A 26,016-nucleotide genomic window follows, 5' to 3' on the forward strand; every position below is an offset into this window, starting at 1 on the left:
ATGCGCAGCAGCCCACGCGATGGCTCGGGCCATTCGTCGGGGCGCAGGCGTAGGCCTTGGGATCGGAGGGGGATGACTTCGCATAACACTGTGTAAATATACAGCTTTTTGGTTGTCGGGTGTACAGTGTTGGCATGTGCAATCGCTACACCCCTCCAGCCTTGGCAGGGATTGAACGCGAATGGGCTATCGGAAGCCGCAACCCCACGCGATGGTGGGACGCGGTGTTGTTCCCCAGGGGGCAGGGGCCGTTTCTGCGTCGCGCCCATGACGATCCTGCGTACTCCCGCGAGCTGGTGGTGGGGCAATGGGGCCTGATCCCCTGGTTTGCCAAAGAGGCCAGACTGCCCTACCAGACCAACAACGCCCGCAGCGAAGAGCTGGCGGCCAAGGCCAGCTACAAACAGCCCTGGGCGCGCGGGCAGCGCTGCATCGTCCCTGCGGCTGACTTCGATGAGCCCAATTGGGAGTCAGGCAAAAACGTGTGGTGGCGATTCCGTCGCGCCGATGGTCGCCCTTGGGGTCTGGCAGGCCTGTGGAACACGTGGGCCGACAAGGCCACGGGCGAGGTGCATGAAAGCTACACCATGCTGACCATCAACGCCGACGCCCACCCGCTGATGCGCAGGATGCACAAGCCAGACCCTAAGCTGGCCGCCGACAAGCAGGACAAGCGCAGCGTGATTCCTATCGAGCCGGCGGACTATGACCAGTGGCTGGCTGGTACTCAGCAGGAGGCAGCTGAGCTTCTGCGGCTCGCGCCGGTGGGTGTTTTTGACGCAGCGCCGGTAGCGTGAGGCTGCATCAGTGCTACATGCCAAATCGTGAAACTGGTAAGCGCTTGATTTAAAAGACAAAGTTCGCACTGTTTGTCCAGTCCATCATGGGGGCGACGGACATGCGCCAGGGGCTCAGGGTGGTTTCCACGGGCAAACAGCAAAGGCGGGGAGGGAAGGTTCTGCAGCAGAGCGGCCCCTCTGGTCGGGGGCGCTGCGGGGCTGCAGGTGCGAGCCCAGGATTATCCCACTGGCTGCGCAATAGGTGTCGCAGGAGGTTTTTGAGTCAAAACAGGTGCAGGCGCTAGTGCTGATTGCGCTGCGTGCTATCAATAATGAAGTGCAAGGGCCGAGGTGTCTGGCCCAGCGGACGTACTGTGAACGGTCGCTACCCCATCCAACCGTCCTAACCCAGGTCGCGCAACCCGTATTTCCGCACGATCGCGGCCCGCTGGCGCGGGTCGATGTTGATGTGAGCGGCATCGTGGCCCACTTGGGCCAGCAGGCGCGGGTCCATCACGCGGCGCCACAGGGGCGGCACATAGGCCAGCGTGAACATGCCGAAGTAGCCGATGGGCAGCTGTGGCACATCGTCAAAGTGGCGCAGCGACTGGTAGCGGCGCAGAGGGTGGGCATGGTGGTCGGAGTGCCGCTGCAGATGGAACAGGGCCCAGTTGGAGAACACATGGTTGCTGTTCCACGAATGCTGGGGGCGGCAAGGTTCGTAGCGGCCGCTGGCGTCCTTGCGGCGCAGCAGCCCGTAGTGCTCGACATAGTTGGCCGAGGTCAGCTGAAAGTTGGCCCAGAACGACGCCGCGAGCAAAAACGGCAGGATCGCCACACCCAGCCACAGCGCCAGCCCGGCCCACAGCAGCGCCGTGACGAGCGCGGGCTGCAGTATCTCGTTGTGCCACGACAGCAGCGGCAGGTGCTGGCGGGTCAGACGGTCTTTCTCCAGCGCCCAGGCGCGGCGTGCGGCGCCGGGCATCTCGCGCAGCACAAAGCGGTAGATGGACTCGCCCATGCGCGACGAAGCCGGGTCGGCCGGGGTGGCCACGTCGCGGTGGTGGCCCCGGTTGTGTTCGATGAAGAAGTGCCCATAGGCCGTGGGCGCCAGCACCAGCTTGGCCAGCCAGCGCTCCAGCGCCGTGTTCTTGTGACCCAGCTCATGCCCCAGGTTGATGCAGAACCCGCCCACCGTGCCCGTGGTCAGCACCATCGCCAGCACGCCGTGCCAGGGCAATGGCTTTGTGGATACCCACCAGGCGCTGAAGATGAAGGCGGCCCACAGCACCGGCACCAGCAGAAAGGTGATGCGGCGGTAGTACCGGTCGTTTTCCAATGCAGGCACGGCGGATTCGGGCGGGTTGCTCTGGTCCACGCCCAGCAGCCAGTCCAGCAACGGGGCGACGAGGTAGAAAAACGCCACCGGCGCCCACAGCGACAGTGGATTGCCCGTCCAGGCCATCAACGCCGGGCCTACGCCCACGGTGCAGGGCACCACCAGGGACAGCAGCCATGCGTACCGCTTGCGGTCGCGGTAGGGCGGGGTGGTGGGCAATAGGGTTGGCAGCATGGGGCGGCAGCGACAACGCGGACCTGCTGGTGGCGCATTCTGGACCGGTGGAGATCCAACGCCAGTTTTATTTGGCATGGCGCCTTTAGAGGGCAAGCCAGGATACGGCCAGTTTTAGCTCATAAGCGTTTTGGCTATTAAGAATTCATTTTTTATGCCGGATTTTGCCGCGCGTGGCAGTCGGCGTTACTGAGAGCCTCCGGCAGTCGCTCTACCAGCCGCTCTCTTCATTGGCCTTCCGGGCCCCCCGGGCTCCGCTTCCTGCGCACGGGTTTGGGTGACGGCTGGAACTGCGCCATCAGCGCGCGAAGGGTATCCGCTTCCGCCTTGTGCTGCGACACGTCCCGAAGGGCCTGTTGCAGTGCTGCACTTTGCTCTTGGCCAATTCTGACGCTCTCGGCCGATGCGGCCTTGGCATTGTCCAGTTCCGACGCCATCCGAGAAGCTGCGGCACTCATGTCGATCAGCTTTGCCTGGTGGTTTCGTTCGGCCTCGGCCAACTTGGTGCGCATTTGTTCCAGCTGCTTTTCTGAATGGCTTCGTGCCGTGCGCTCCTGGTCGATTTCCCGAAGAGCTCTGCGCTCCGCCTCAGTTGCCCGCTGGGCGGCATCTGCGATGGCCTGGCGCCCCTTGTCCAACTCGGCGCTGAAGTGCTGACGGCTCTTGGCCTGCTCCAGCTTCAGTTCGTCGATCTGGCGCTGCAGTGCGTCGGCCCGGGCAGTCGTTGCTGCGTGTATGCGCCTCTCCCGCTCCAACTCCGAGTCTAGACTTTGGGCGCGGGCCTCCAACTCGCCTATCCGGCCCGCAGCGGCCTGAATTTGGACTTCAAGCTGCGCGTTCAGCTGCAGCGCATGCTCCAGGCTGGCCAAGGCGCCCTGGGCTTCGGCTCGCGCCTCTACGCGTACGGCAGCTAGCTCTGTTCGTGCCAGCTCGGTGGCTTGGCCCCACAACTCGCTGACCACCTGGCCTGCAGCCTGCTTCAGGGTGTCTGGGAGGTCGGGATGATCGATTTCCACGCGGGCCTTGCTTCGAAGGTCCTCCCAGAAATTGGCCAGGGCCTCGGCGGGAGCGCTCATGGACCCTTTGCGCACATGCTGGTAGAGCTTGCTCGCAGTGGGCGTGATGCCATATCGGAAAAACAGCAGCGCGCACACCTCGCGGTACAGCGTTTTGGTGTCGCTGAATCGTGCCCGCAGGGCCTCTACTTCGGTCTGGATCTCTGATTCTTCGCTCATCAATAAATAATACAACGTATAACGTATAAATTGATGAGCTTATTTCTAATCTCTAGACATAATTACTCTAATGTCCATAGAATTTGCCGCATGACTGATTTGGCTGTCCTAGCGTTGAATTCTGGTGGTCTGGTGCCCTTGGCTGGCATGGTGCTGCCCTCCCATTTGTCCGGGGAGCGCGGCCGAAATCGGGCCTCAGGGCTCCCCCAGGTGGCGGCCGACGACGACCGTGCGGCAGTTTTGGCCTGGCTTGAGCGGTACCAGGACTCGCCGGCGACGCTCTCCAGCTATCGCAAGGAGGCCGAGAGGCTGCTGCTTTGGTGCGTGCACCAGCACGGCAAGGCCATGTCCGATCTGACCCACGAGGACTTCCTGGCGTTCGAGCGTTTTCTCGCAGACCCCCAACCAGCCGGTCGATGGATCATGCAGGTCGCACAGAAGGCCCCCCGGGCGTCACCCCACTGGCGCCCGTTTGCAAAGCCCTTGGACCGGCAGAGCCAGCGCCAGGCGCTGTCCATACTCAACGGCCTTTTCAACTGGCTCGTCCAAGCTGGGTATCTGGCGGGCAATCCTCTTGCGCTCAGGCGCCGCAAATCCATAGCGCGGCCAGCCAAAACAAGCCGATTCCTACCCCATGAACACTGGGCGCAGGTGCGCGCGACCATCGAGGCGTTGCCCGCAAATACACCTCGCCTTGCCAAGCAGGCGGCCCGATACCGCTGGCTCTTTTCCCTGCTCTATATCGGTGGTCTACGCATCTCGGAGGTCTGCACCAACTCAATGGGAGATTTCTACTGGCGTCGAGGTGCGGATGGCCGTGAACGCTGGTGGCTGGATGTCTGTGGCAAGGGAGAAAAGACACGTCTCGTGCCGGCAACCGACGAGCTGGTGTCAGAGCTGATGCGCTACCGAAAGGCCAACGAACTCGCACCGCTGCCGCGCGAAGGGGAAAATCTGCCGCTGCTGATTCCCATCATCGGAGCCTCCCGCTCGATGTCGCGAAGCTCCGTGCATGAATTGGTCAAGGATGTGTTTCGCGAAACCGCAACCCGCCTTCGGGAGCTTGGACCGGAGCACGAGGGCGCGGCCTTGCATGTGGAACAAGCGTCTGCACACTGGCTCAGGCACACGGCAGGCACACACCAAAGCCACAGCATGGACCTCAAGGCCGTGCGAGACAACTTGGGGCATGCAAACATCTCCACGACCAGCATCTATTTGCACACAGAAGATGATGTGCGCCATGACCAGACCTCGAGTGCCCACAGAGTGGGATGGTCGGTGTCCTGAAGGATTAACAGGCATCGGCATCTGGCTGGCGGCTCGCCGCCTGCACCAGAGCAAGTTCGTCTGGCCGACACCAGGCGATGAGCAGTGGCAACTGGAGCCCGATCAGCTCCAGGCCCTGGTCCTGGGTCTGCCCTGGCAGCGCATGGGAAGCGCCGGCATCATCACCGTGGTCTGAAGCTGGCGTGCAATCCGTGGATCTGCGCATGACAGCGCAGTGCCACCGATCAAACTCTTCCTGCGAACGCCCTGCGCACCGCAACTGCCGCCGCCAATTGCGCGCCTTGCCCTTGCAACAGGCCGTCACGCGCCTTCAGGTAGCTGCGCCGCGTATCAAGTACCGTGTTGATATCCACCAACCCTGCGTTAAACAGTCGCTCGCTTTTGGATAGTGCTGCGGCGCCGGCAGTCTGCGTGCTCTCCAACGCTGAGACACCGTCGCTTGCCGCCGCAAGTTGGACCACTGCCGTCTCGGCGTCCGCAAGCGCACTGAGCATCGCCTTTTCATACGCAAGCATTGCTTCCTGAGCCTTGCCCTCGTGAATTTCGATGTTGGCGCGGATGCGGCCACCGTCAAAAATGGGCAGTGAAAGGGCCATGCCGTAACCAACGACTGTCGTTGGCGACGCGCTACCACTGCCAACACGCAAGCGTTCCTTGCCACCCGACCAATCGAGTGCGATACGCGGATACAGGTCGCGCTTGGCCACCCCCAGACGAGCGACGGCGGCTTCAACAGCGCGGGCAGGACCCCGAACATCAGGGCGCCGCTCTAACAGCTCTATCGGCAGCACTACGGCTGGCATCCCTGTAGCCGCGTTGTCAGTTGCGGGGAAAGTCAAGCCAACTGGGGGGTGTGGGGCGCCAAGCAGCACAGCCATTTGTCGCAGCCTTACTTCATGTGCCCCTTTCAGTTGAGCCGCGTTGGCTCGCTCCTGACCTAGCTCCGCCGTCAGCCTGTCGATGTCCAGTTTGCTGATCTGTCCCGCTTCAAAGCGTCGACGGGTGACATCGGTCAGACGCTCCAAAGTTGCGATGCCATAGTGCGCCACCGCTTGTCTTTGCGCGAGGGATCGAGCATCGAAGTAGGAGGTCATAACCTCAGCCGCAATAGCCACCCGCATTGCTTGCCGGGTCAGTTCCGCGCCCTCGGCATCTTTTTCGGCTGCAAGGCTGGCTAAGCCTTTGTCGCCGAAGATGTCCGGTTCCCAGCTCGCGCGAAGCCCGGCACGGGCCTGAGTGGTTTTCGGATCAGCACTCGAATCTCGGCCGCGTTGCAGGCCGGCCCCCAGACCCAACTGCGGATAGTGATCGGCCTGGACCGTGTCAACCAGGGCCCGGGCCTGCGCTACACGGGTTGCGGCGATACGCAGATCGGTGTTGGCAAGCAAGGCAGATTCGACCAGCGCATTCAGTTCTGTGTTCCCGAAGTCTTTCCACCAAGCGGTCGCGGCCAACGGTTTGCTGCCTGAGTCTCCTTTTGCCTCGAAGCTCCACGCCTCGGGAGTGACTGCAGGCATTGGTGGTGCGACCAATGGCGCATGCGAGCACCCTCCCAGTAGCGCCAGCGCAGCGATTGCAATCAGTGTTCTGTGTTTTTTGATGATGAAGGACATAGGACAGTTCAGGTGTTGACGTTGAATAGTTGAAACTGTACTATACGTGCAGTATAGTTTCAACCACTCAATCATCGATATGCCCAATTCATCCCAGCGCAGCAGCGGCAAGCAACGGCTCATTGAAGCCGCAGCCGAGATAGTTTCGACACAAGGTGTTCAGCAATTGACGCTGGAGGGCGTCGCGGCCGCCGCTGGCATCACCAAGGGCGGGCTGATCTACCACTTCAAAACCAAAGACGATTTGCTGGCAGCACTTGTGCAATCCATGATTGACGAGTGGGACCAACGCACCCGCGCCAAGGCATCTGAGAGCGGCAGCAACAGCAGCGCCATGTTGCTGGCTCTCATCAATGACACGTTCGATATGCAGCCGAGCGAAAAGCAGCTGATGCGCAATCTGCTGGCCGCCGCTTCAAGCTACCCCCATCTGTTGGGGCCTGTACGCGAGCTGTATGACCGCACCTACAGGGATTTCGCTGGATCGAGTGCGCAGACCGGCATTGCTCTGGTGATCACTGCAGCCATAGACGGTATCTCGCTGCTTGAGCTCCTGGACTTCCATCATTTCAGCGAGGACCAGCGCAAAGCCATGCGCAAGGCGCTTCAGACGCTGGCCAAAGATCTCACCTAACCCCTGCCCCTGTATCCACATGCAATCCTCGACCTATGCGACCGCAGCCCTCGCCTTGCTGGCTGCAATCATCACCGGCTGCTCCCGGACACCGCCTCCTTCCCAAGCAGCGCCTCGCCCCGTCAAGGTGGAGGTCATCGCCAGCGGTGAAGCGCGAACGGGAGAATCGTTCATCGGAACACTGCGCGCGCGCCAACGTGCCGAACTCGGCTTCGAGTCGGCTGGGCGCATCAGCGCCATCCTTGTCGATGTGGGAGACCGCGTACGTTCGGGGCAGGTGCTGGCCCGCCTCGACGAATCGCCCGCGCTGCGGCGCATTGAGAAGGCCCAGGCTGATCGCACTTCAGCTGTCGCGGCGCTGGCTGAGCGTACAACCCAACTGCGGCAGAACGAGTCGCTTGCCAAAGACCAGATCATTTCCGCTCCCACGCTGGAGTCCGTCCAAACCCAGTATCGCATCGCCCAAAGCCAGCTTCAGGCGGCTGAAGCCGCGTTGGCGCTGGCGCAACGGGAGCTGGCCTTGTCGCGTATTACCGCGCCGTTCGACGGCGTGATCGTGGCACGCAATGCCCAGCCCTACGCCGACATCAGTGCGGGTCTGCCTGTTTTCCAACTCGAAGCAGGTCGCTCCCTAGAGGTTGTCGCCATGCTCCCGGAGCGAGTGGCAGCGCGCATTGCGCCAGGGCAGTTTGCGCAGGCGACTGCCTCCCAAACCGATCAACCAGCCGAAGCAATGCAGCTGAAGCTGGACCGAATTTCCAGCCGCAATGAGAGCGGTTCGCTGGTGCAGGCAGTCTTTCGCTTTATCGAGACTGCGCCTGCTCTTCGCAGCGGCGCCATGGTTTCAGTCGAGCTACCCGCAATTGCAAGCAGAGGATTGTCGGTACCCGCTGCAGCATTGTTGCCAGGCGTCGATCCCGGCCAAGGCAGCGTCTTCGTGCTGGAAAACTCCAGACTGGTGGGACGCGCTGTGCAACTCGGCGATGGGTTGCTGCCCGATGGACGCATCCCCCTTAAATCCGGGTTGAGCGCTGGTGAACGGGTGGTAGTTGCAGGAGTCTCCTTCCTGAGCGATGGCCAGGCCGCTGTCGAGCACACGGCCACGACCCTGCTTCACGGAGCAAAGCCATGAAGATCACCGAATCGGCCTTGGGCTCAAGTCGACTCACGTTGTTCGTCGCGGTGCTGGTACTGGTCGCAGGCGTCTTTGCATTCCTGCGCTTTCCGTCCCAGGAGGAGCCGTCGACCACCATTCGCGACGCGATGATTTTTGTCTCCAACCCCGGGCTGCCAGTCGAGCGGATGGAGCAACTGGTTGCGCGACCACTTGAGCAGCGTTTGCGTGAGCTTCCAGAGCTAAAGCATGTGGTCAGCACGGTGCGTACCGGTACGGTCATTGTGCAAGTCACGATACAAGAGAGCTACCCCGACCTGGCGCCGATCTGGCAAAAAGTGAGGGCAAAGGTCGCTGAGGTATCACCTCAGTTCCCCAGCGGCACCTTCCCACCGGTCATCAACGATGATTTCGGCCGCGTGGCAGTGGCCTCGATTGCGGTGACCGCGCCAGGCTTCACCATGAGCGAGATGCGGGAGCCGCTCAAACGATTGCGTGATCGGCTCTATGAACTGCCCGGTGTGCAGAACATCAGCTTTCACGGACTGCAGGATGAGCGTGTCTACCTCGAGTTCGATCAGGCTCGCCTGGCCGGCCTTGGCCTGGCTGCACCGGCCTTGCTGCAGCAATTGCAGCAACAAAACGTCGTGCTGTCCGGTGGTCAGATGGTGATGAGTGGGATCAATAGCGCGCTGGTGGCATCGGGCGAAATTCGGTCGCTCCAAGCGCTGAGGGAATTCGTCCTCAGCGTGCCTGATCGCCATGGTCGCTCTGAGAACACGATTCGTCTGGGCGATATTGCGCAAATCAAGGTGCTGCCTGCCGACCCGCCAGATTCCGCCGCCGTCTATCAGGGTGCGCCGGCGGTGGTGCTTGGTGTGTCGATGCGCTCAGGCCAGAATATCCAAGCATTCGGACGCAGTCTGAAGGCGCGAGTCAGCGAGCTCCAGCAGCAACTACCCGCAGGCTTCACGCTCGACTACGTCACCTTCCAGGCCGACGTCGTGGAACGCGAAATGGGCAAGATGAACCAGGTGATGGGAGAGACCATCGTGATCGTGATGGCGGTGGTCGTGCTTTTCCTTGGCTGGCGCGCCGGCGTCATCGTTGGCAGCATCGTGCCGCTGACCATCCTGGGCACCTTGATCGCCATGCAGTTCCTGCACATCGAGCTACACAGCGTTTCGATGGCTGCGATCATCATCGCACTGGGCCTGCTGGTGGACAACGGTATCGTGATTGCCGAAGACATCGAACGCCGAATGGTGGCAGGTGAGGCGCGGCGCGAGGCCTGCATCCAGGCCGGCAAGTCGCTGGCGATCCCGTTGCTCACGTCCTCGCTAGTGATCATCTTTGCGTTTTCCCCCTTCTTCTTCGGCGACACCTCGATCAACGAGTATCTCCGCCCCCTGGTAGTGGTGCTGGCTCTCGCTTTGCTGGGTTCCTGGCTCTTGTGCCTGACGGTGACCCCGCTGCTGTGCTACTACTTTTTGAAAGTCTCACCTCACGCAACACACGAAGCCAATTCCGAGACCCGCTTCTACCGCATCTACCGCCGCGCCATCAACTTGGTCCTTGATCACAAGCTCGCATTCTTCGGCGCCATGGCCGTTCTCCTTACGCTTGCAATGTTGTTGCTATCGACGGTGCCTGCGGGATTCCTTCCGAAATCAGACCGCCCTCAATACCAGGTCTCCATCGAGCTGCAACCTGGTAGCGATTCACGCACCACGCTGGCCAAGGTTCAAGAGATCAGCCGCTGGCTGTCTGACAAGCAGGTCAATCCAGAGGTCACCACCAGCATCGGCTATGTCGCCGATGGCGGACCACGCATCATCCTGGGGCTGAATCCACCGCTTCCTGCCTCGCACATTGGTTACTTCACGGTGGGCGTAACCTCCAAGAACGAGCTCGACACCATGATTGCGCGCACGCGCGACTATCTATCGCAGACCTATCCTGAGGTCCGAGGCGAGGTGAAGCGGTTCTCCCTGGGGTCCAGTGATTCGGGCACGGTGGCGTACCGCATCTTCGGCCCTGACGAAACGGTGCTCAAGGGATTGGGTGAACAGATCAAGGGAGAACTGCGCAAGGTGGCAGGTGTCGTCGGTGTACGCGACGACTGGAACAACCGCGTTCCGCGTGTCGACGTGCAGATCGACCAGGCCAAAGCACGCCGACTCGGGGTGACCAGTGAAGACATCGCCAATTCGCTGGCAGCCCGGTTCTCTGGCGTTGATGTCTCCATGCTGCGCGATGGCGACACGCTCGTGCCTGTGGTGGTCCGTGGCACTGCGGCCCAGCGGCAGCAAACGCAAGACGTAGCCAATACGCTGGTGTATCCAGCAGGGGCCACGCCGGTGCCGCTGTCGGCCGTCGCTCAAGTGTCCATAGGCTCGGAGCCTTCGGTCATCCGGCGGCGAGATCTTTCTCGCACGCTGACGGTGGAGGGACGCAGCGAGACAGAAACCGCCCAGCAGGTTGTTGATCGATTGGCCCCGGTCATCGCCGGACTGAAAATGCCGCCAGGTTACAGCATTGAACTCGGAGCGGAAATCGAAGAGGCCGCAGAAGCCAATGCGGCGCTCAGTGAGTACCTTCCCCATGCGGGTATCGCCATGCTGATACTGTTCATCTGGCAGTTTGGATCTTTCCGAAAACTGATGCTGATACTGTCCATCATTCCGTTCACGCTGATCGGGGTGGCACCGGCGCTGAAGCTGGCTGGCGAGCCCTTGGGCTTCATGGCGAACTTTGGCCTGCTTTCGCTTGCCGGCATCATCGTCAACAACGCTGTCTTGCTGCTGGAACGCATCGAAGCCGAACTCCACGCAGGGCGCAGTTCGAGAGACGCCGTCATCACTTCGGCCGTTCAACGATTGCGGCCGATCGTGATGACCAAGCTGACCTGCGTGGCCGGCCTGGTGCCACTGCTGCTGTTTGGCGGCCCCCTCTGGTCGGGCATGGCAATCACCATCATCGGTGGCCTGGCGCTGGGCACCCTGGTCACGCTCGGGATGGTTCCCGCTTTATATGAGCTGCTGTTCGATAGCCGTTTATCGCGGTGGCTGGACCGAAAGTACGAGTCTCAAGCCACGCCGGCACCCATCTGAACGTCACTTGCTGCCTTTCAAAACTCGATGCGAAAGAACATGCCTGGTACCAGGGGCATTGCACATTATCACCAGACAAATTGCACCATGAACATTTACCTTTATCTCACCGCGGCCATCGTTCTCGAGGTCATTGCAACGTCCTTCCTGAAGGCATCTGACGGGTTCACCAATCTCTGGCCAAGTCTGGCTACGGCGCTAGGTTATGCCGGATCCTTCTACTGTCTCTCATTGACGCTCAAGGTCATGCCGGTTGGCATCGTGTATGCACTGTGGTCCGGCGCTGGCATCGTGCTTACCGCCATTGTTGCCTGGATCGTTTTCAAACAGCGGCTTGATGCTGCAGCAATCGGTGGCATGGCCCTAATCGTTTCTGGAGTCATCGTGATCAACGTCTTTTCAAAAAGTAGTCCCCACTAAATTTGAAAGCCGCATACAGCCGAAGCATGGCGACAACTCAAGATTGCTTGGTCGGGCGGGATGCGACAGTTAGGCATCGGAATACCACACCACGAACGCGCCTATCCATAACCCGGCCGCCAAGCAAACGAAAGGAAGAACTGGATGGACAAGATGGAAAGCCCAAATCACACGAAATGGGACTGTAAGTACCACCTTGTATTCATACCGAAATGTCGAAAAAAGACGCTGTACCTGAAGTTGCGAAAGCACTTCGGGGAGGTTTTAGGACATTGGCGCGTCAAAAGGAGAGCCAGACGGAAGAGAGGCATCTGATGCCGGACCATATGCACATGATTGTGGGGGGGATTCGCCATGGCGAGCATTGAACGGACTGCGTACCCTCGATTTCCTCGAATACTGACGCTCAAAGACCTGCGAGCGTCGTTCACTCCGAAGCCCGAGGAGATTGAATGGGCGCAGCAACAGTCACGCACTGCGCAACGTCGCTTGGCATTGTTGGTGCTGCTCAAATGCTTTGAGTTCCTGCGCCACTTCCCCGCGATCGATGCGATTCCAGCCGAGGTCATCGAGCATGTTTCCGCAACGCTGGGCATCGCCCCGACTGACAAGATCGAATTTGCTTCGCTCGCCACGCTGTATCGCCACCACAAAGCGATTCGAGAACTGCTCGGTGTGAAGCCCTACACCGACGGGCAAACACGAGCGCTGGCTATCCAGATAGCCCAACAGGTCGCCAGTGTCGTGGAGACCCGCGTTGACATCATCAACATCACCGTTGAGGAGTTGGTGCGGCTGGGTTACGAGCTTCCGGTGTTCCGCACGCTCGACGAAATCTCTGAACAAGCCCACTCGGCTGCGGAGGCCGCATTGAACGAGCGAATCAACCAGCGCCTGAGTTCGGCCCAACGAACATGGCTTGACCGATTGCTGGAGTCGGAATTGCCGGCAAGGCGAACTCTGTACAACCAGATCAAGAAATCGGCAAAAAAAGCCTCACGCAAGCATCTCGATTTGCTGTTGGACCAGTTGACATGGCTTGAGTCCCTGCCTGACAGCGATGCGCTGCTCGATGGCGTTCCGGTTACCAAGCTCAACTACATGGCTGGCATGGCATCGGCGCTCGATGCGGGCGACATGAAGGACTTGCTGCCCGCCAAGCGCTACACATTGATCCTGGCATTGATCCGACAGATGCGTGTGAGGGCCCGCGACGATGTGGCTGAAATGTTCATTCGCCGCATCGGAGCCATCCACAAGACCGCAAGAGAGGAGCTGCAGGTGATCCAGGCGCGCCAACGCGAGCTGAGTGAAGAACTCGTCGCCACGCTGGAGCAGGTGCTGGAGATCCTCGCAGAAAACCTGGATGACGCCAGTACCGGGCAGCGCGTTCGAGATCTGCTCGCTCCGCACGGCAACCTGGAACAACTGACCATGGACTGTGAGGCCATCCGAGTGTGGAGCGGGGGAAACCATCTGCCGCTGGTCTGGAAGGCGTTCAGCAGTTGGCGTGCGGCGATGTTCCGAATGGCGAAGGCGTTGCGCTTTGAGGCAGCTACTCAGGACCGCAGTCTGCTGGATGCCCTGCAGGTCGTTCTGGCCAACGATCATCGCAAGGTGGAGTGGATCGAGGATGACCTGGCGCTTGCGTTCGCCTCCGAGCGCTGGCGCAAGCTGGTGCGTCGTTCGCATGGTCTGGGGCATCCGACGAACCGCCGCTACCTCGAGGTGTGCGTGTTCAGCTATTTGTGTGGGGATCTTCGTTCTGGCGATGTGTGCATCGAAGGCTCAGAGTCATTTGCCGACTACCGCTTGCAACTGCTGCCCTGGAAGGAGTGCGAAGCGCTGCTGCCAACGTATTGCGACCGGATTGGGATACCCGCCAATGCGGGTGATTTCGTAGACGGGCTCAAGCAATTGCTCACCGAGACGGCCAAAAAGATCGATGACGAGTTTCCGCAACATGCAGGAGACGTGATGATCGGAGTCAACGGCGAACCGACCCTGCGGCGTGTTGTTGCACGCGAAGTGCCGGCCTCTGCCATCGCACTGCACGCCGCCATCGAAAATCGCACAGCCCCTCGCAACCTGCTGGATGTTCTCGCCAACATCGAGCACTGGACAGGATTCACCCGCAACTTTGGGCCGCAGTCCGGCGACGATCCCAAACTTCGCAACGCACGCGAGCGCTACTTGCTCACCGTGTTCGCCATGGGCTGCAACCTGGGACCCAACCAGGCAGCGCGTCATCTGTCCAACGGTGTGACACCACATCAACTGTCCTATGCCAACCAGCGGCACATGAGCCTGGACCAGTTGGACAACGCCTGCCGGGATCTGACCGAACTTTATCTGCGGCTTGAGCTACCCAAGCTGTGGGGCGAAGGCAAAAAGGTCGCGGCAGATGGCACCCAGCACGACTTCTACGATCAGAACCTGCTGGTGGGCATGCATTTCCGGTATCGGCGCATGGGGGCGGTGGCCTACCGGCACGTCGCCGACAACTACATCGCGGTGTTTCGGCACTTCATACCACCAGGGGTTCTTGAGGCTGTCTACGTCATCGAGGGCCTGATGAAGGCAGGCTTGAGTGTTCAGGCCGATACGGTGTACTCAGACACCCATGGTCAATCGGAAACGGTATTCGCCTTCACGCATCTGGCCGGCATTCAATTGATGCCGCGCATTCGGAACTGGAAGGATCTGCGCTTCTATCGCCCCGAGAAGGGGATGCGGTTACGGCATATTGACCGCTTGTTCAGCGACGTCGTGGACTGGAAGCTCATCCACGACCATTGGCGAGATCTGATGCAGGTATCGATATCGATTCAGGCTGGAAAAATCGCTTCACCGATGCTGTTGCGCAAGCTCAGCCAGGAAGGGCGTCACAACCGACTGTTTGCTGCGGCACGCGAACTTGGCCGCGTACTGCGCACGATCTACCTGCTGCGCTGGATTTCCAGCAAGGAAATGAGACAGGAGGTAAGCGCAACGACCAACAAGATCGAGTCGTACCATGCATTCACGAAATGGCTGGACTTCGGCGGCGACGTGATCAATGAGAACGATCCGAACGAGCAGCAAAAGCGGGTGCGCTTCATCGACCTCGTTGCCTCATCGGTGATCCTGCAAAACACGGTGGACATGATGCGGGTGTTGCAGGAAATGTACGCAGATGGGGAGCCCGTTTCTGCGGCCGATGTTGAGTACCTGAGTCCGTACATGACCTCGGGTATCAAGCGGTTTGGCAACTATCACCTCGACCTGAAGCGGCCCCCGGAGCCCTGGGTCAAGGAATCACAGTTTCGTGAGGCGGCCAAGCGTGCACGAGCTGCGGCAGCTGCAGTGGCAGCGGAGGGGCAGCGAGCCGGCCAAAAGGGAGCAGGAGCATGAGCGATCCAGAAACCACCGTCCTCACGGCCTATGGTCGGCTGGACAGGGCGGCACTGACACAGCTACAGAGCACCTACGACACCTCAAAACTGCTGCACGCAGTCGAACAGCTAGACAGAGTTGTGGGCAACGCACGGGGCCAGGACGGTCTTCGGGACGTACTGCTGCGGCTCCACGGAATGGCGCACGCTGTGGTCAACGGGGCGGGTTTGTCAGGCTCTGCTGACGAAGAGAGCTTGCCTGAACTGGCGCTTGAAGCAACGTCAGAGATTCGTCAAACAATCGCTACGCTGCAAGGCTGGGTGAAGCTGATTGAACCGCTGGAAACACTACAGGCAACCCATTGAGTTTCGATTTGAAATAAGGGGGCCATTTGACATAACCAAAAGGCTTATGAGTCAAAACTGGCTTTATCCCGGCTTGCCCTCCTTTACTCCGGCACTTGGAGCAAAAATGGCTGGTAGCGATAGCGATGATTGCCCTGAGTGCTATGAAATTGGGAGTAATCTGCAGGGGCGCATGCGAGCTGCGGCGGCTCCACTTTGCCTTGCGTCAAGGCGGGATATTGGCACCATCAGCGATACTCGCGGCGCTCTCGATGCCTGTGGAGCCAAGCGCCCACTGCCTGTGTCAGCGCCCCGGGCGCCGTTCTGTCACCCGTTTTCCCATGCACCACACCATTTTTGACACACCGGTTGTCAACACGCTCCTGCGCGCTTTTTCCCGCTTCACCCTGCGCATCACCGGCTGGAAGGTCGAGGGCGCCTTGCCAGCCCATGCCGCCAAAAGCGTGCTGATCGCCGCACCGCATACCAGCAACTGGGACTTGCCGTACACGCTGATGCTGGCGTTCTCGCTGCGCCTGCGCGTGTACTGGATGGGCAAGCACAGCCTGTTCAAGGCGCCCTTTGGCGGGGTGATGCGCTGGCTGGGGGGCATCCCGGTGGACCGCAGCCAGGCCAACAACCTGGTCGCCAGCTCGGCCCAGGCCATGCGCGATGCCGACGGACCCATGCAGCTCATCGTGCCGCCCGAGGGCACGCGGGGCAAGACGCGGCACTGGAAGACGGGCTTTTACTTCATCGCCCAGCAGGCGGGCGTGCCCATCGTGCTCGCGTTTGTGGACTATGGCCGCAAGGTCGGCGGCCTGGGCCCGGTGTTTGAGCCCACGGGCGATGTGGATCGTGACATGGCGCGCATCAAGGCGTTTTATGCGCCGATCCGGGGTAAGAACCCGACGCAGTTCGAGGCCTGATTCACTGATTGTGAAAATAGCCACTATCGCTTGATAGATAAGCGCTGGTAGCTTCAGTATCCATAGCATTCAGCGTTTGATTTTGAGCGCGCTGGTGGCTTTTGGCGCAGCGTACGGCAGGGCTGCCGAGCAAGGGCCGCCCCGCCGCGCTGGCAGCGTCCCCCGTCCCGAATCGCGCAGCGAGCCGAGAAAAGGGGGAAGCGGCGTAAGCCGCTCAGGGGGATGTCACCCTACCTGTCGTCGGTCGATCTTGCGGCTGAGCACGATGCTGGTCTGCGTCTGGTGCACGCCCTCCAGCTGGCCGACCTTGTCGAGCAGGGTGTCGAGCTGCTCGTGGCTGGCGCAGCGCAAGAACACCAGGTAGTCAAACGGCCCGCTCACGGCCGACACCTCTTCAACCTCGGGCATGGCTTCCAGCGCGCGCAGCACGGCGGGCGCTGCCTTGGGCAGCACGCTGATGCTGCACCAGGCCCGCACGGTGGTGGCGTCAAGCCGCGTACCCAGCCGCACCCCGTAGCCCGCGACCACGCCCGATCGCTCCAGCCGCGCAATCCGCGCCACCACGGTGGTGCGGGCCAGGCCAAGCTTGCGCGCCAGCGTGGCCGTGCCCTCGCGCGCATTGGCCTGCAGCAGGCTGAGCAGTTGCCGGTCGGTGTCATCCAGGGCCTGGGTCATGCGCATTTCCTAAAAAAGTCATAACGCCCATCATATTCGCCGTTATGGCAAACCAAAGAACAGCTTTCGACGTTTTGAACGCTACACGTTGACAGCGCTGTTGCCTAGCATCAAGGCATCCACAACACCTCTCCGCCATGTGCGGAGAGCACTACCGGGAGCACTGCCATGACCACCTTCGACATTTCCTCGCACTCCACCTCACGCCGCCCCATCACCATCCTGGGGGCGGGCCACATCGGCTTCGCCATGGCGCTCTTGCTGCAGCGGTCGGGCGACTACGACATCCTGGTGGTAGACCGCGATCCGGTGCGGCTGGCCGAGGTGGCAACTCTGGGTATTTCCACCCGATTGGCCGCAGACGACGCGAGCCTGCAGGCCGCCATCGACGGCCGTTTTGCCGTGCTGAACGCATTGCCCTTCCACCGCGCTGTGTCCGTAGCCACGTTGTGCGCCAGCGCAGGCGTGCATTACTTTGACCTGACCGAGGACGTGGCCAGCACCCAGGCCATCCGCACCCTCGCCGGGAACGCCCACAGCGTGCTCATGCCCCAGTGTGGCCTGGCGCCGGGCTTCATCGGTATCGTGGGCAATGACCTGGCCCGACGTTTTGACACCCTGCACACGCTGCGCATGCGCGTGGGGGCGCTGCCCCGCTACCCACAGGGTGCCCTGCGCTACAACCTGACCTGGAGCACCGAGGGCCTCATCAACGAGTACTGCAACCCCTGCGAAGCCATTGTGGACGGCGTGCGCACCACGGTGCCCGCGCTGGAGGGGCTGGAAACCTTTGCGCTGGACGGCGTGGAGTACGAGGCCTTCAACACCTCGGGCGGGCTGGGCACGCTGACAGAAACCTTGGCGGGCAAGGCGCGGCAGGTGGACTACCAGTCCATCCGCTACCCGGGCCACAACGCCATCCTCAAGCTGTTACTCAATGACCTGCGCCTGCGGGACCGGCGCGATCTGCTCAAGGACATTCTGGAAACCGCCATCCCCACCACGGACCAGGACGTGATCGTGGTGTTTGCCACCGCATCAGGCCTCAAGGGCGGGCGGCTGGTGCAGGACTCGTACTCGGCCCGTATCGTGGGCACGCAAGTGGCTGGGCATACGCTGAGCGCCATCCAGCTCACCACGGCCGCAGGCATCTGCACGGCGCTGGACCTGGTGTCGCAAGGCAAGTTGCCGCAGCAGGGCTTTGTCGGGCAGGAGTCCGTGGCGCTTGCGGACTTTCTGGCCAACCGTTTTGGTTCCGCCTACGCCCGGGAGGGCGAGCTGGTGTTGTAAGAAGCAAGCCGAGGCTCAGCGCCCCGGCTTCTGGTACATGCCCTCAATGGCTTCGGCAAAGTGCGCCATCAGGTTGTTGCGCTTGAGCTTGAGCGTGGGCGTCATGAAGGTGTTTTCAATCGTCCAAGGCGTGAGCGTCAGGTGCACCGTGCGCGGCACGGCATAGCGGGCAAAGCTGGCGGTGTTCTTTTCGATGCGCGCCAGCACGGCACGGTGCACACTGGGATGGTTCAAGCTGTCCGCCGCCTGGGGGTTCAGGCCCAGGTCGGCGGCCAGGCGCTGCCACTCGCCTGCGTTCAGCACGGCCACGCAGGCGATGAAGGGGCGGTTTTCGCCCACCACAAAGGCTTGTTCCAGCAACGGGTCGGCCAGCAGGGCCAGTTCCAGGTCGCCAGGGGGCACCTTTTCACCGGTCGAGGTGACGATGATTTCCTTGATGCGGCCCTTGATGTAAATGCGGCCGTTCACGATGTCGGCCTGGTCGCCCGTGCCCAGCCAGCCGTCGGTGCTCAGGATGCGCGCGGTGTCCTCCTGCCGCTTCCAGTAGCCCTTCATCACGATGGGGCCACGCACCTGCAGCTCGTGGTTGTCGCCAATGCGCACCTCCACACCGGGCAGGGCCTTGCCCACGCAGGCGGGGTCGTTGTCGTCCAGTGCGTTGACCGACACCACGGGTGCGGTCTCGGTCATGCCGTAGCCCTGAATGAGCGGCAGCCCCAGACCCAGAAAACACTTGGCAATGGTGGGCGACAGCGGGGCGCCGCCACTCACCGCCACACGCACGCGGCCGCCAAACTGGGCCAGCAAGGGTTTGGCCACCAGGGCCTGTAGCACCGGCCAGGGCAGGGCGGCCATCCAGCCTGCAGCCTGGGGGCTGGCATCGGGCGTGGGGGCCGGCAGGCGCTGTGCGGCACAAAACCGGGCCCAGCCCCTGTTCTGCGCGGCTTCGTAGAGCTGCATCTTCCACGGGGTGGGCGATAGCTTTTCGATCAGCTTGGCGTGGATGCGCTCGTAAATGCGCGGCACCGACACCAGCACAGTGGGGCGTATGGTTTTCAGGTCTTCCGCCAGCTGGGCGACAGAACGGGCATAGGCCACACAACTGCCCGCCGCAATCGGCAGGTAGTAGCCGCCCGTGCGTTCAAAGGTGTGCGACAGCGGCAGGAACGACAGGAACACGTCGTCCACCGTGGGAGCAATGCGCTCCAGCACGGCTTTCACGTCGCTGACCACGTTGCGATGGGTCAGCATCACGCCCTTGGGTTTGCCGGTGGTGCCTGAGGTGTAGACGATGGCGGCCAGGTCATCGGCCTGCGGGCCCATGCCGGTTGTAGGTGTGCCCGTTTGCGCCGCCCCCGTCAGCCATTGCGCGAGCGAGCCCACGGCCGGGCTGTCGATAGACGCCGGTGTGGGCTTGAAAGCGTCGTCGTCATCGGTAATGACCACGGCGCGCAGGGCTGGGAACGGCGTGCCCACGGCGCGGATCTTTTCCCACTGCTCGGCCTGGCTCACGATGAGCATCGAGGCCTCGCAGTCGGCCAGGATGTAGGCGATGCTGCCCGGGTTGTCGATGGCGTGCAGCGGCACGGGCACGCCACCAGTGGCCAGCGTGGCCTGGTCGGCGCACATGGCATGCAGGCCGTTGGGCAGCAAGATGGCCACGCGCGCGGCCGGTGGCAGCTGCATGGCGGCGAGGGCTTGGGCCCAGGTGTTCACGCGCTCTGCGGTCTGCGCCCAGGTGAGGCTGGCCCACGCCTGGCGGGAGGAGTCAAACGCACGGTAGGCCTCGGCCTGGGGAGTACGGGCGGCGCGGTAGGCCAGGAGCTGGGGCAGCGTTTGCACGCTGGCGATATCGGCGGGGGTAGAGGTCATCAAACTCGGCGGTGGAGGCTGCTGTGGCGTGCGGCGCCACGGCCTCGGTGGAAACCCGGGGGATGATAACGAGCGCAACCTGGGCCGGCCCGTGTGCGATCACCCCATGTGTTGCAAATGGTGCGTTCCTGTTTGCGGAATGATCGTGGCCGCGTGGGTGCATGCCAGCACGGCCCGCAGCACCTCAGGTCGCCGCTTCCAGCCCCTGCGCAAAGTGCGCCTGCATGGCCTTGACCGTGGCCTTGGCGTCGCGCGCCACCATGGCGGCCAGGATGGCGCGGTGCTCGCCCAGCGAATCTTCGATGCGCCCTTGCTTGAACAGCGAGTTGTGGCGGTTGAGCTTCATCACCTTGCGCAGGTCGGCCACCATCTGGCTGCGCCAGCGGTTGTCGGCCATCTCCAGCAGGTGCATGTGAAAGCGCTCGTTGATGGCAAAGAACTTTTCGCGGTCTGCCACGGCGGCTTCCAGCTCGGCGTGCAGGTCCTGCAGGGTCTTTAACTGGGCGTCGGTGGCGCGCTCGGCCACCACGCCTGCGGCGTCGCTTTCCAGCAGGCTGAGCAGGTGGTACACGTCGCGCAGGTCTTTCTCGCTCATCTCGGTCACATAGGCGCCACGGCGCACCTTCATCGTGACCAGGCCTTCGGCGGCCAGCACCTTCAGTGCCTCACGCAGCGGTGTGCGGCTGATGCCGAATTCCTCGGCAATCTTGAGCTCGTCGATCCAACTGCCGGGCTCCAGCTCGCGGCGGAAGATGCGCTGGCGCAATTGCTCGGCCACTTCTTCGTAGAGCGCGCGGGGAGTGAGGGTGAGGGCAGACATGGGGCGGATTGTAAGCTGCACGGAATATTTTGAATCAATAATTATGAATGATGTAAACTCGCCGCCACACCACAGCACCCGTGCGGTCACCGCCTGTGCGCCGTGTTGGACGCCCCCATGCCATCTTCGGAGTAGCTTTTGCCATGAGTGACAAACCCACCAACAACGCCCCAGAGTTCGCCGCGTCTTCGCTGGAAGCCTGGGCCAAGGCCGCAGCCAAGTCGGCACCGGGGGGCGATGTCAGCGCCCTCAACTGGGTCACGCCCGATGGCATCACCGTCAAACCGCTGTACACCGCCGAAGACACGGCCAGCCTGCCTTATGCCAACACGCTGCCGGGTTTTGAACCCTACCTGCGCGGCCCGCAGGCCACCATGTATGCCGTGCGGCCGTGGACGATCCGCCAGTACGCTGGTTTTTCGACCGCCGAAGAATCCAACGCCTTCTACCGCAAGGCCCTGGCCGCAGGCGGGCAGGGCGTTTCGGTGGCGTTTGACCTGGCCACGCACCGGGGCTACGACAGCGACCACCCCCGCGTGACGGGCGACGTGGGCAAGGCGGGCGTCGCGATTGATTCGGTCGAGGACATGAAGATCCTGTTCGACCAGATTCCGCTTGATAAGGTGTCTGTGTCCATGACCATGAACGGCGCGGTGCTGCCCGTGCTGGCTGGCTACGTGGTGGCGGCGGAAGAGCAGGGCGTCTCGCAAGACAAGCTCAGCGGAACCATTCAGAACGATATTCTGAAAGAGTTCATGGTGCGCAACACCTACATCTACCCGCCCAAGCCGTCGATGAAGATCATTGGCGACATCATCGAGTACACGGCCAAGAACATGCCGAAGTTCAACTCGATCTCGATCAGCGGCTACCACATGCAGGAAGCCGGGGCCAACCAGGCGCTGGAACTGGCCTTCACCCTGGCCGATGGCAAGGAATATGTGAAGACCGCCATCGCCAAGGGCATGGACGTGGACGAATTCGCCGGGCGCCTCTCCTTCTTCTGGGCCATCGGCATGAACTTCTACCTCGAAGTCGCCAAGATGCGCGCCGCGCGCCTGCTGTGGTGCCGCATCATGAAGGCCACCGGCGCCAAGAACCCCAAGAGCCTGATGCTGCGCACGCACTGCCAGACCAGCGGCTGGAGCTTGACCGAGCAAGACCCCTACAACAACGTGGTGCGCACCACCATCGAGGCCATGGCGGCCGTGTTTGGCGGCACGCAGAGCCTGCACACCAACAGCTTTGACGAAGCGATTGCGCTGCCCACCGAGTTCAGCGCTCGCATCGCGCGCAACACGCAGCTCATCATCCAGGAAGAGACCCACATCACCAACGTGATCGACCCCTGGGCCGGCAGCTACATGATGGAGAAGCTGACCCAGGACATGGCCGACGCTGCCTGGAAGATCATTGAAGAGGTCGAAGCCATGGGCGGCATGACCCAGGCCGTGGACAGCGGCTGGGCCAAGCTCAAGATCGAGGCCGCCGCCGCCGAGAAGCAGGCGCGCATCGACAGCGGCAAAGATGTGATCGTCGGCGTGAACAAGTACAAGCTCGCCAAGGAAGACCCGGTCGATATTCTGCAGATCGACAACGTGAAGGTGCGCGAGGGGCAGATCGAGCGGCTGAAAAACATCCGGGCAAAACGCGATCCAGTGCTTGTCCAGCAAGCGTTGGATGCTCTCACTTCTGCAGCAGAAAGCGGCGAGGGCAACCTGCTGCATCTGTCCATCCAGGCCGTGCGCCTGCGCGCCACGGTGGGGGAGGTGAGCGATGCGCTCGAAAAAGTCTTTGGGCGCCACCGCGCCGATACACAAAAGGTGACCGGTGTGTATGCAGCTGCCTATGACTCGGCCGAAGGCTGGGACAAACTCAAGACCGAAATCAACGCGTTTGCCGAAGAGCAGGGGCGCCGCCCCCGCGTGATGATCGCCAAGCTGGGCCAGGACGGCCACGACCGGGGCGCCAAGGTGGTGGCCACCGCGTTCGCCGACCTGGGGTTCGACGTGGACATGGGTCCGCTGTTCCAGACGCCCGAGGAATGCGCCCGCCAGGCCATCGAGAACGACGTGCACGCCGTGGGCGTGAGCACGCTGGCCGCCGGCCACAAGACGCTGGTGCCCGCCATCATCCAGTCGCTCAAGGAGCAGGGGGCGGACGACATCATCGTGTTCGTGGGCGGGGTGATTCCGGCCCAGGACTACGACTTTCTGTACGAGGCCGGTGTGAAGGGCGTGTACGGGCCCGGTACGCCGATTCCGGCGAGTGCGAAGGATGTGCTGGAGCAGATTCGCAAGGCGGTGGCGTGACACCTGCGGCGCTTCTTGACGGGGTGGTGCAGGGCACGGCGGCGGTGCAACGCCGCGCCATGTCCAAAGCCATCACGCTGCTCGAATCGACGCGGGTGGACCACCGCGCCCAGGCCGACGAGCTGCTGACCCAGCTGCTCCCGCACACCGGCGAGGCCTTCCGCCTCGGCATCAGCGGCGTGCCCGGCGTGGGCAAATCCACCTTCATCGAAGCCCTGGGCCTGTACTTGATCGGCCAGGGCCACCGCGTGGCCGTGCTCACCATCGACCCCTCCAGCACCGTCTCGGGCGGCTCCATCCTGGGCGACAAGACGCGCATGGAACACCTGTCGGTGCACGAAAAGGCGTACATCCGCCCCAGCCCGTCCAGCGGCACGCTGGGCGGCGTGGCCGAGAAGACCCGCGAGGCCATGCTGGTCTGCGAGGCGGCGGGTTACGACGTGGTGATCGTCGAGACCGTGGGCGTGGGCCAGAGCGAGATCGCGGTGGCTGGCATGACGGACATGTTCGTGCTGATGCAGCTGCCCAACGCGGGCGACGACCTGCAGGCCATCAAGAAGGGCGTGATGGAGATAGCGGACCTGGTGGTCATCAACAAGGCCGACATCGACAAGAACGCTGCCACGCGCGCCGAGGCGCAGATCACGTCGAGCCTGCGCCTGCTCAGCCAACACGGCAACCCCGAGAACGCGCACCACGACGAAACGCTGTGGCACCCGAAGGTCGTGCAGATCAGCGCGCTGCTGGGGCAGGGCGTGGACAGCTTCTGGGCTGCCGTCACGCAGTTCCGCCAGCTGCAAACCGCCAACGGCCGCCTGGCCACGCGGCGCGAAAAGCAGGCGCTGGCCTGGATGTGGGAGCGCATCGACGCAGGCCTCAAGCTCGCGTTTCGCCAGCACCCTCAGGTCAAAGAGCTGCTGCCCCAGATGCAGGCCGACGTGGCCGCGGGGCGCATCGCGGCATCCACAGCAGCACGAAATCTGCTGCTAGCGCAATCCAGTCAAGCGCAAGCAGCTATCAAATAAATAGTAAACCAACCACCGAATTCACCAAAGGACGACCATGCAAGACATCCTGGATCAACTGGAGAAAAAGCGTGCGCTGGCACGCCTGGGCGGCGGGCAAAAGCGCATCGATGCGCAGCACGCCAAGGGCAAGCTCACGGCGCGCGAGCGCATCGAGCTGCTGCTGGACGACGGCACGTTCGAGGAATGGGACATGTTCGTCGAGCACCGCTGCACCGACTTTGGCATGGAGGACAACAAGATCCCCGGCGACGGTGTGGTGACGGGCTACGGCATGATCAACGGCCGCTTGGTGTTCGTGTTCAGCCAGGACTTCACGGTGTTTGGCGGTGCGCTGTCGGAAACCCATGCCGAGAAGATCTGCAAGGTGATGGACCAGGCCATGAAGGTCGGTGCGCCGGTCATTGGCCTCAACGACTCGGGCGGCGCGCGCATCCAGGAAGGCGTGGCGTCCCTGGGCGGTTATGCCGACGTGTTCCAGAAGAACGTGCTGGCCAGCGGCGTGATTCCGCAGATCAGCATGATCATGGGCCCGAGCGCCGGTGGCGCCGTGTACTCGCCCGCCATGACCGACTTCATCTTCATGGTGAAGGACAGCTCATACATGTTCGTGACCGGCCCCGAAGTCGTGAAGACCGTGACGCACGAAGAAGTCACGGCCGAAGAACTGGGCGGCGCCGTGACCCACACCACCAAGAGCGGTGTGGCCGACATGGCGTTTGAGAACGACGTGGAGGCGCTGATGATGCTGCGCCGCCTGTACAACTACCTGCCGCTCAACAACCGCGAAAAAGCCCCGGTGCGTCCCAGCAACGACCCGGCCGACCGCATGGACCTGAGCCTGGACACCCTGGTGCCCGAGAACCCCAACAAGCCCTACGACATGAAGGAGCTGATCCTCAAGACGGTGGACGATGGGGACTTCTTCGAGCTGCAGCCCGAGTACGCCAAGAACATCCTCATCGGCTTTGCCCGCATGGAAGGCCAGACCGTGGGCATCGTGGCCAACCAGCCGCTGGTGCTGGCGGGCTGCCTGGACATCAAGAGTTCCATCAAGGCCGCGCGTTTTGTGCGCTTTTGCGATGCGTTCAACATCCCCGTGGTCACGTTTGTGGACGTGCCCGGCTTCATGCCTGGCACCAGCCAGGAGTACGGCGGCATCATCAAACACGGCGCCAAACTGCTGTACGCCTATGCCGAGTGCACCGTGCCCAAGATCACCGTCATCACCCGCAAGGCCTACGGCGGTGCGTACGACGTGATGAGCTCCAAGCACCTGCGCGGCGACGTGAACCTGGCCTGGCCCAACGCCGAGATTGCGGTGATGGGTGCCAAGGGCGCGGTGGAGATCATCTTCCGCGAGGACAAGAACGACCCGGTGAAGCTGGCCGCGCGTGAGGCGGAATACAAGCAGCGTTTTGCCAACCCGTTTGTGGCCGGTGCACGCGGCTTTATCGACGATGTGATCCTGCCGCACGAGACACGCAAGCGCATCTGCCGCTCATTGGTGATGCTGCGCGACAAGAAGCTCGAAAACCCGTGGCGCAAGCACGGGAACATCCCACTGTGAGCGGACAAGGAGCATAAGAACATGTTTACGAAA

The 26,016-nt window shown here is 62.0% G+C and carries 20 protein-coding genes and 1 pseudogene; 15 read left to right on the forward strand and 6 right to left on the reverse strand.

Translation table 11 applies throughout. The annotated features are described in order from the left end of the window. Positions 1–134 precede the first annotated feature (134 nt). Positions 135–797: an SOS response-associated peptidase gene (locus ACODSU_RS04100; RefSeq protein WP_488840318.1), complete on the forward strand. Its 663-nt coding sequence runs from the start codon at positions 135–137 to the stop codon at positions 795–797. Between the two features lie 385 nt (positions 798–1,182). Here ACODSU_RS04100 and ACODSU_RS04105 read toward each other — a convergent pair whose 3' ends face one another. Both ACODSU_RS04105 and ACODSU_RS04110 read right to left on the reverse strand, forming a co-directional pair. Continuing rightward, the gene (locus ACODSU_RS04105; protein WP_488840320.1) at positions 1,183–2,352 is read right to left on the reverse strand and encodes an alkane 1-monooxygenase; all 1,170 of its coding nucleotides are present in this window, start codon (positions 2,350–2,352) and stop codon (positions 1,183–1,185) included. A 227-nt stretch (positions 2,353–2,579) separates the two neighbouring features. After that, positions 2,580–3,587, reverse strand: a complete 1,008-nt coding sequence (locus ACODSU_RS04110) for a DNA-binding protein (protein ID WP_219165071.1) — start codon at positions 3,585–3,587, stop codon at positions 2,580–2,582. 90 nt (positions 3,588–3,677) lie between these two features. Between ACODSU_RS04110 and ACODSU_RS04115 the strand changes: the two genes are divergently transcribed. Both ACODSU_RS04115 and tnpB read left to right on the forward strand, forming a co-directional pair. Then, a complete protein-coding gene (locus ACODSU_RS04115; RefSeq protein WP_245911765.1) occupies positions 3,678–4,877 on the forward strand; it encodes a tyrosine-type recombinase/integrase in 1,200 nt (399 codons plus the stop codon). Then, positions 4,831–5,052, forward strand: a complete 222-nt coding sequence (tnpB, locus tag ACODSU_RS04120; protein WP_170073130.1) for an IS66 family insertion sequence element accessory protein TnpB — start codon at positions 4,831–4,833, stop codon at positions 5,050–5,052. Before ACODSU_RS04115 ends, tnpB begins: the two co-directional genes overlap by 47 nt. Before the next feature lie 49 nt (positions 5,053–5,101). Here tnpB and ACODSU_RS04125 read toward each other — a convergent pair whose 3' ends face one another. Continuing rightward, positions 5,102–6,490 carry an efflux transporter outer membrane subunit gene (locus ACODSU_RS04125; RefSeq protein WP_170073131.1) on the reverse strand — a complete coding sequence of 463 codons (1,389 nt, stop codon included), beginning with the start codon at positions 6,488–6,490 and terminating at the stop codon, positions 5,102–5,104. A gap of 79 nt (positions 6,491–6,569) precedes the next feature. Between ACODSU_RS04125 and ACODSU_RS04130 the strand changes: the two genes are divergently transcribed. The 8 genes and pseudogenes from ACODSU_RS04130 (at position 6,570) to ACODSU_RS04165 (ending at position 16,419) form a co-directional block, all read left to right on the forward strand. Beyond that, positions 6,570–7,124, forward strand: coding sequence for a TetR/AcrR family transcriptional regulator (locus tag ACODSU_RS04130; RefSeq protein ID WP_105749572.1), 555 nt, complete (start codon positions 6,570–6,572; stop codon positions 7,122–7,124). Between the two features lie 19 nt (positions 7,125–7,143). Beyond that, positions 7,144–8,256 carry an efflux RND transporter periplasmic adaptor subunit gene (locus ACODSU_RS04135; RefSeq protein ID WP_105749573.1) on the forward strand — a complete coding sequence of 371 codons (1,113 nt, stop codon included), beginning with the start codon at positions 7,144–7,146 and terminating at the stop codon, positions 8,254–8,256. Then, positions 8,253–11,351, forward strand: coding sequence for an efflux RND transporter permease subunit (locus ACODSU_RS04140; protein ID WP_219165070.1), 3,099 nt, complete (start codon positions 8,253–8,255; stop codon positions 11,349–11,351). The genes ACODSU_RS04135 and ACODSU_RS04140 overlap by 4 nt, the downstream gene beginning before the upstream one ends. A gap of 87 nt (positions 11,352–11,438) precedes the next feature. Further along, positions 11,439–11,771: a DMT family transporter gene (locus ACODSU_RS04145; RefSeq protein WP_219165068.1), complete on the forward strand. Its 333-nt coding sequence runs from the start codon at positions 11,439–11,441 to the stop codon at positions 11,769–11,771. A gap of 144 nt (positions 11,772–11,915) precedes the next feature. Beyond that, positions 11,916–12,106: pseudogene (gene tnpA, locus ACODSU_RS04150) on the forward strand (IS200/IS605 family transposase); the annotation flags it as partial. A 19-nt stretch (positions 12,107–12,125) separates the two neighbouring features. Further along, complete coding sequence (locus ACODSU_RS04155) at positions 12,126–15,164, forward strand: Tn3 family transposase (protein ID WP_219165066.1); 3,039 nt, start codon at positions 12,126–12,128, stop codon at positions 15,162–15,164. After that, entirely contained in the window at positions 15,161–15,511 is a 351-nt protein-coding gene (tnpC, locus tag ACODSU_RS04160) for a Tn3 family transposase post-transcriptional regulator TnpC (RefSeq protein WP_219165064.1), read from the forward strand. Before ACODSU_RS04155 ends, tnpC begins: the two co-directional genes overlap by 4 nt. Positions 15,512–15,831: 320 nt before the next feature. Next, complete coding sequence (locus ACODSU_RS04165) at positions 15,832–16,419, forward strand: lysophospholipid acyltransferase family protein (protein ID WP_056744927.1); 588 nt, start codon at positions 15,832–15,834, stop codon at positions 16,417–16,419. Between the two features lie 225 nt (positions 16,420–16,644). Here the strand turns inward: ACODSU_RS04165 and ACODSU_RS04170 are convergent, their stop codons facing one another. Further along, positions 16,645–17,094 carry an Lrp/AsnC family transcriptional regulator gene (locus ACODSU_RS04170; RefSeq protein WP_056062663.1) on the reverse strand — a complete coding sequence of 150 codons (450 nt, stop codon included), beginning with the start codon at positions 17,092–17,094 and terminating at the stop codon, positions 16,645–16,647. Between the two features lie 168 nt (positions 17,095–17,262). Between ACODSU_RS04170 and ACODSU_RS04175 the strand changes: the two genes are divergently transcribed. Beyond that, positions 17,263–18,384, forward strand: coding sequence for a saccharopine dehydrogenase family protein (locus tag ACODSU_RS04175; protein ID WP_488840323.1), 1,122 nt, complete (start codon positions 17,263–17,265; stop codon positions 18,382–18,384). Between the two features lie 15 nt (positions 18,385–18,399). Here ACODSU_RS04175 and ACODSU_RS04180 read toward each other — a convergent pair whose 3' ends face one another. Together ACODSU_RS04180 and ACODSU_RS04185 are read right to left on the reverse strand one after the other, a co-directional pair. Further along, positions 18,400–20,256: an AMP-dependent synthetase/ligase gene (locus ACODSU_RS04180; RefSeq protein ID WP_488840325.1), complete on the reverse strand. Its 1,857-nt coding sequence runs from the start codon at positions 20,254–20,256 to the stop codon at positions 18,400–18,402. A 184-nt stretch (positions 20,257–20,440) separates the two neighbouring features. After that, positions 20,441–21,076, reverse strand: coding sequence for a GntR family transcriptional regulator (locus ACODSU_RS04185; protein ID WP_015014137.1), 636 nt, complete (start codon positions 21,074–21,076; stop codon positions 20,441–20,443). A gap of 143 nt (positions 21,077–21,219) precedes the next feature. Here ACODSU_RS04185 and scpA point away from each other — a divergent pair, with 143 nt between their 5' ends. From scpA to ACODSU_RS04200, 3 genes are read left to right on the forward strand one after another with little or no spacing between them, the layout of a single operon-like run. Next, positions 21,220–23,388, forward strand: a complete 2,169-nt coding sequence (scpA, locus tag ACODSU_RS04190; RefSeq protein ID WP_488840327.1) for a methylmalonyl-CoA mutase — start codon at positions 21,220–21,222, stop codon at positions 23,386–23,388. Further along, a complete protein-coding gene (gene meaB, locus ACODSU_RS04195) occupies positions 23,385–24,413 on the forward strand; it encodes a methylmalonyl Co-A mutase-associated GTPase MeaB (protein ID WP_488840329.1) in 1,029 nt (342 codons plus the stop codon). Before scpA ends, meaB begins: the two co-directional genes overlap by 4 nt. A gap of 37 nt (positions 24,414–24,450) precedes the next feature. Further along, on the forward strand, positions 24,451–25,983 hold the full coding sequence (locus tag ACODSU_RS04200) for an acyl-CoA carboxylase subunit beta (protein WP_056062687.1): 1,533 nt from the start codon (positions 24,451–24,453) through the stop codon (positions 25,981–25,983). The last annotated feature ends 33 nt before the right edge of the window (positions 25,984–26,016 follow it).

The organism is Acidovorax sp. FG48 (assembly GCF_057809085.1).

Excerpts from the sequence above, each read along its gene's own strand:
- ACODSU_RS04100 (WP_488840318.1), top strand. The coding sequence starts at position 135 with ATGTGCAATCGCTACACCCCTCCAGCCTTGGCAGGGATTGAACGCGAA.
- ACODSU_RS04105 (WP_488840320.1), bottom strand. The coding sequence starts at position 2,352 with ATGCTGCCAACCCTATTGCCCACCACCCCGCCCTACCGCGACCGCAAG.
- ACODSU_RS04110 (WP_219165071.1), bottom strand. The coding sequence starts at position 3,587 with ATGAGCGAAGAATCAGAGATCCAGACCGAAGTAGAGGCCCTGCGGGCA.
- ACODSU_RS04115 (WP_245911765.1), top strand. The coding sequence starts at position 3,678 with ATGACTGATTTGGCTGTCCTAGCGTTGAATTCTGGTGGTCTGGTGCCC.
- tnpB (WP_170073130.1), top strand. The coding sequence starts at position 4,831 with ATGACCAGACCTCGAGTGCCCACAGAGTGGGATGGTCGGTGTCCTGAA.
- ACODSU_RS04125 (WP_170073131.1), bottom strand. The coding sequence starts at position 6,490 with ATGTCCTTCATCATCAAAAAACACAGAACACTGATTGCAATCGCTGCG.
- ACODSU_RS04130 (WP_105749572.1), top strand. The coding sequence starts at position 6,570 with ATGCCCAATTCATCCCAGCGCAGCAGCGGCAAGCAACGGCTCATTGAA.
- ACODSU_RS04135 (WP_105749573.1), top strand. The coding sequence starts at position 7,144 with ATGCAATCCTCGACCTATGCGACCGCAGCCCTCGCCTTGCTGGCTGCA.
- ACODSU_RS04140 (WP_219165070.1), top strand. The coding sequence starts at position 8,253 with ATGAAGATCACCGAATCGGCCTTGGGCTCAAGTCGACTCACGTTGTTC.
- ACODSU_RS04145 (WP_219165068.1), top strand. The coding sequence starts at position 11,439 with ATGAACATTTACCTTTATCTCACCGCGGCCATCGTTCTCGAGGTCATT.
- ACODSU_RS04155 (WP_219165066.1), top strand. The coding sequence starts at position 12,126 with ATGGCGAGCATTGAACGGACTGCGTACCCTCGATTTCCTCGAATACTG.
- tnpC (WP_219165064.1), top strand. The coding sequence starts at position 15,161 with ATGAGCGATCCAGAAACCACCGTCCTCACGGCCTATGGTCGGCTGGAC.
- ACODSU_RS04165 (WP_056744927.1), top strand. The coding sequence starts at position 15,832 with ATGCACCACACCATTTTTGACACACCGGTTGTCAACACGCTCCTGCGC.
- ACODSU_RS04170 (WP_056062663.1), bottom strand. The coding sequence starts at position 17,094 with ATGACCCAGGCCCTGGATGACACCGACCGGCAACTGCTCAGCCTGCTG.
- ACODSU_RS04175 (WP_488840323.1), top strand. The coding sequence starts at position 17,263 with ATGACCACCTTCGACATTTCCTCGCACTCCACCTCACGCCGCCCCATC.
- ACODSU_RS04180 (WP_488840325.1), bottom strand. The coding sequence starts at position 20,256 with ATGACCTCTACCCCCGCCGATATCGCCAGCGTGCAAACGCTGCCCCAG.
- ACODSU_RS04185 (WP_015014137.1), bottom strand. The coding sequence starts at position 21,076 with ATGTCTGCCCTCACCCTCACTCCCCGCGCGCTCTACGAAGAAGTGGCC.
- scpA (WP_488840327.1), top strand. The coding sequence starts at position 21,220 with ATGAGTGACAAACCCACCAACAACGCCCCAGAGTTCGCCGCGTCTTCG.
- ACODSU_RS04200 (WP_056062687.1), top strand. The coding sequence starts at position 24,451 with ATGCAAGACATCCTGGATCAACTGGAGAAAAAGCGTGCGCTGGCACGC.